Below are 4,672 nucleotides of genomic sequence, written 5' to 3'. Positions count from 1 at the left end.
CCGCCTACCTGCGAGACGCGCTCCTGCGCATCACCACCGCGCCCGCCACCAATCTCCGCGAACTCCTCCCCGACCGCTGGAAAACCGCCCTCGACGCCTGAGCCAAACCCCCGGCGTCCGCCCCCTGGAAACGCCCCCTGAAAAGCACCCTGTACTTCACAGGACGCTTACAAAGATGTCACTATCACCGTTCTTCCTAATCGCTCGGTCTCTTCCTTACACCGTGTGCTTCATTTGTGCTTCACAGAAATCCGAAAGAAAAATGCGCACCAGCTACTGTTTCGTAAGTTGCTGGCGCGCAATAAGTTAAATGGTGAGCGGAGCGGGACTCGAACCCGCGGCCACCGGATTAAAAGTCCGATGCTCTACCACCTGAGCTACCCGCCCACGTGATGCGCCGGACCGAAAATCCGGCGCGGATAGCATGACTCAAGACGGTCATTCTATCGTTTTTCAGGCAGAGCACGCAAGGTTCTGCGGCTTGGTTCCACGGCTTGGCTGGACTGGTCTTCATGGTGTTGGGGAGGAAACGAAAAATGGCGTAGCGCGGTCATTTCGCGGCGGGCAGGCGCTGCGGTGTTGGTGTCTCGGGGAATGGTCACGGTTGCGGGGCGCTGGTCAGGTACCCTTTCGGGGGAGTCGTGGGCGGTTCGTAGGCAAACGGGGTCGTATCGGGCACGACGCGCACGGGCGTGGTGAACACGTGCGAGAGGCCGTTGGCGGCTTTGAAAGTGAGTTCGACCATGTAGGCGGTCCAGCCCTGTTCGGGCGTATCCACGTGGCCGATCCAGACGCCGGGCCCGGATTCGGCCAGGGGCGTGGCGTTCCAGACGGCGCCGACCTTGTACGTGCGGAAGTCGCGCTCTTTTGGATTGGTCGCCTGCCAGAGCTTGACGCTCGCGGGTTGGTTCCTGGACTCGGCGCGGGTCGTATTGGCGTCGGGGAAGCTCCAGGTGTATTCGGGCAGGGCTTCCCCGGCGATGATCGCCTGATGGAAGGTGATCAGGCTGAGCGGCGCGTCGCTGGGCATCAGCGCGTGGCCCACGTTCGGCACGTAGCGCAGATAGGTGGGGCCTTTCAGGTCGCCGATATAGAAAAGCGATGAGTCAGGCAGGAAAAACTCGTCGTCGCACCCGTTCATGATGAGCTTAGGCATGGTCAACCGCTCGCGGTATTCGTAGGGCTCGACGATTTTCATCAGCGCGGCGAACTCGGGTGTGTCGAGCCAGTCCATGATGTGCATCTCGACATAATCGTCGATGGCGGGCGACCAGTCGCCATAGACGGCCTTGTGATGCCGGAACGAGGGGACGAGGTTGAGCAGGTCGATAACGGCGGGGGCGATGGCGACGACGCGTTTGTCGACCGCGCCGGTGGTCCATGTGGTCCAGCCGCGTTTCGAGCCGCCGGCAACGACAAAATGTTCGATAGGAATGCCGCGCTCGGGCGCGGCGCAGAATTCCTGAATCGCGTCCATGGCCCGGACCGCGCTCTTTGTCATGGGCAGGCGCAGCGGCCATGTTTCGTCGCCTGTGCGCATGTATTTTTCCCAGGTATACGCGATAGTCGCGTCTTCGGAGCGCGAGCGGGTTTCGCCGGCGAATCGGAGCGGCTGGTTCGGCACCTGGTTCAGCACCGCCGCCACGGACTTCGTCTTCCTCGCGACCTGCACGACCATGGGGTCCGGCGTGTTCGGCGGGTCGCCGCCAGTCCTGCCGCCGCCGATGTAGAGCAGCGCGGTGTCGCAGGCAACCTCGGGAGGTACTACAATCGTGAGCCAGTGCGTCCAGACCGGGCGGTCCACCTCTTCGGTCGTGCGCCATGCCTGCGAGGTCAGCTCGATGATGTAGCTTCTCCAAGCGGGGGTTTCCACCGTGTTGACGAGCGAATAGGCGAAATGCGGGTCCGGTGTGTAGACGTAGCGGTCCAGCGGCGTTGGCGACTGCATCTCTCGCGCCGTCGTGGCGGGGGGCTGGTCGGCGAACAGCGGGGTGGAGACGGCCAGGACGGCGAAGAGACAGAGGAAATGGGTCACAGAACGCGTGGAATACTGCATGACAAAGCCCTCGGTTCAAGCCAAATCGCGGCTCTTCCCTTTTGACCGCGGGGCGACGCGGATTGTTTCAGCCCAGCACGCCGGCTACGCAAGCGGTCATGAAGCAGGCAAGGGTTCCGCCCAGGAACGCGCGGATGCTGAGCGCCGCGACCTCGGACCGCCGCTCGGGCGCGAGGGCGGCCAGCGCGCCGATCATGATGCCGAGGCTGCCGGGGTTCGCGAAGCCGCACAGGGCATAGGTTGCAATCATGATGGAGCGCGGGCTGATCACCTGTTCCCGGATTAGCGGCTGCAGTTGTTCGTAGGCGAGAAACTCATTGAAGACCGACTTCACGGCGAGCAGCTGGCCGACCTCGGGCACGTCGCGCGGCGCGATTCCCATGGCCAGCGCGAAAGGCCGAAACAGCCAGCCCAGCAATTCTGTGGTCGTGTGGCCGGTCACGCCGGTCACTGCGTAGTCGAGCAGGAAAATTAACCCGACAAACACGATGAGCATCGCGCCCACGTTCAGCGCCATGGCAAGGCCCAGCGCGCCCCCGCGCGACGCCGCGTCAAATATACTATGGCTTTCAACCGGAATTTGAATGCGCACGCGCCCGGCGGTTTCCGGATTGCCCATTTCCGGCACAAGCAGTTTCGCCATGACGAGCGCGGCGGGCGCGCTCATGATCGAAGCGGCCAGCAGATGCCCGGGCGACGCGCCGAAGCCCGCATAGGCCACCATGACGCTCGCGGCGATCGTCGCCAGGAACGCGGTCATGATGGTGAACATTTCGGAGCGCGTCATGGTCTTGAGATAGCCGCCGAGCGCGCTCATCGATTCGATGCCCAGGAACACCAGCAGCGCCGTGCCGAAGGTCTCCGCGCCGGAGGTTTTCAGCGTGCGCCGCATGAGCCACGCCATCGCGCGCACGACCGCCTGAATAATCCCGAAGTGCTGCAGGATCGCCGCCAGCGCCGACACGAAGATGATCACGGGCAATACGTGAAACGCCAGCACGGCCGACACGGCGAAGTTGTCCGCCGATTCGGGCCCCTGCGCGCCGATCACCGTGACCTTGTCGATGATGAAGACGCGATAGAGATTGCCGAAGACGAACCGGGCGCCCGCGTCGCTTGCTTCCGTGATAACGTCGAAAGCGCGCTTGACGCCGTCGAAGAACGCGCGCCCGAAACCGGTCCGAAGGACCAATAGAGCGAACGCGAATTGGAGCCCAATGCCCCACGCTACGATGCGCAGCGAGAAGCGCGACCGGTTTTCGGAGCACAGCCACGCGAGCCCCACCATCAGCCCCAGCCCAACGAGGCTTGCCAGACGCAACGTCATGTCGGACATACGGGTCCCTCCCGGCGCGAAACGGCTCCTGATAGCGGCTTGCAGTCTAGGCCTTCTCCGCTTCAGGCGGCAACAGACGCCGATCAAGGGCCGAAAAGCGCCTCGAATTCCTCGGTGTAGCGTTGTGCCAGCGCCGCACTGTGCAGGATCAACACGTTCTCGTCGTTTTTCGTTTCGGCGCTCTTGCTGAAGTTGTAGCTGCCCGTCACGACCGTCGCGCCGTCGATGATGATGACCTTGTGGTGCATGGTATATTGATTTCGGTCGAGGCGGATTTGTGCGCCGCGCCCGGCGAGGAAATCGTCTCGGCTGTAGCGGTCGCCCGCGTTGCGCGTCTCGAACAGGCCGCGCACGCGCACGCCCCGGCCTATCTGCGCGGCCATGGCCTCGGTAATGGGCACGCTCGTGAAGGAAAAAGCCATGAAATCGATGGAGGAGTGCGCCGCGGCGATTTCCGCGAGGATTTCCTTCTCCGGTTTGTCCTCCGGCGCAAAATAGCACTCGACCTGGACGCCGCCAACAGACAACAGGGGCGCCGGCGTGTTTCGCGGCGAACGCGCGCCGAAACGCCCCTGTTCGAACATCTCGAAGAACTCCGCCGTATAATTTTGGGCGAGCGGATGCGCCGCGATCAGCAGCGAGTTGTTGTTGTTGCGGTACATGCAGTTGTTCGTGGCGTTGGTTGAACCGGTCCACACCCAGACGCCGTCCACGACGCAGAATTTGTTGTGCATGAAGGGCTGGCGCCGGTCGAAGACCACGCGAATCCCCGCGCGCCGGCATGCCTGCACCGCCTCGCGGTCCTCGTAATGGCTGTCCGACACCACGCCCACTCTCACGCCCGCGCGATGCCGGTCGATCAGCGCCTCGGCGATGCTCTCGAGTTCCAGGTCATAGAATGCGGCGCACACCGAACTGCGCGCTCCTCGGATCAGCGCCACGAGATGGTCATCAATGCCGGTTGGGCTTGCGGGCGACGCGGGCGCGAAGAATACCTGGATTTCCCCCGCGGCGGGCGGCGCGCTCGTGAACCATTGCCGCGAGACCTCTTGCGCGCCCGCGAGCAGTTGCGTTCCTGCGCCGCCCTGCAAGGCATAGAACACCGCGGCGGCAAGGCAGAGCAGCACAATTGCCGCGAACAGGAGCCGCGCGCGCCGGCGCCTGGATTTCGGTCGCCGTTTCATGGCGCCGAATGTACCACACCGCCGCTCGGAGGGGAAGGAGCGGCACGCGGTTGCCGTTCTGGCATCCGGCCTGTGGGCCATATAGACGGCATGGGC

Annotated in this window: 3 protein-coding genes and 1 tRNA gene; all 4 read right to left on the bottom strand. The window is 63.6% G+C overall.

The annotated features are described in order from the left end of the window. Window positions 1-311: 311 nt before the first annotated feature. Window positions 312-387, bottom strand: a tRNA-Lys gene (locus tag KA184_10270). Between the two features lie 211 nt (window positions 388-598). After that, on the bottom strand, window positions 599-1,948 hold the full coding sequence (locus KA184_10265; GenBank protein ID MBP8129949.1) for a PhoPQ-activated pathogenicity-related family protein: 1,350 nt from the start codon (window positions 1,946-1,948) through the stop codon (window positions 599-601). A gap of 175 nt (window positions 1,949-2,123) precedes the next feature. Further along, window positions 2,124-3,392, bottom strand: a complete 1,269-nt coding sequence (locus KA184_10260; GenBank protein ID MBP8129948.1) for a NupC/NupG family nucleoside CNT transporter — start codon at window positions 3,390-3,392, stop codon at window positions 2,124-2,126. An 83-nt stretch (window positions 3,393-3,475) separates the two neighbouring features. Next, a complete protein-coding gene (locus tag KA184_10255; GenBank protein MBP8129947.1) occupies window positions 3,476-4,576 on the bottom strand; it encodes a DUF1669 domain-containing protein in 1,101 nt (366 codons plus the stop codon). Window positions 4,577-4,672: the final 96 nt, after the last annotated feature.

The organism is Candidatus Hydrogenedentota bacterium (genome assembly GCA_018005585.1).
In the GTDB taxonomy this organism is placed as follows: Bacteria; Hydrogenedentota; Hydrogenedentia; order Hydrogenedentales; family JAGMZX01; genus JAGMZX01.
Note: the sequence above shows the minus strand (reverse complement) of the source record. Positions and strands in the feature narration are given on the sequence as shown.

Excerpts from the sequence above, each read along its gene's own strand:
- KA184_10265 (MBP8129949.1), bottom strand. The coding sequence starts at position 1,948 with ATGCAGTCGCCAACGCCGCTGGACCGCTACGTCTACACACCGGACCCG.
- KA184_10260 (MBP8129948.1), bottom strand. The coding sequence starts at position 3,392 with ATGTCCGACATGACGTTGCGTCTGGCAAGCCTCGTTGGGCTGGGGCTG.
- KA184_10255 (MBP8129947.1), bottom strand. The coding sequence starts at position 4,576 with ATGAAACGGCGACCGAAATCCAGGCGCCGGCGCGCGCGGCTCCTGTTC.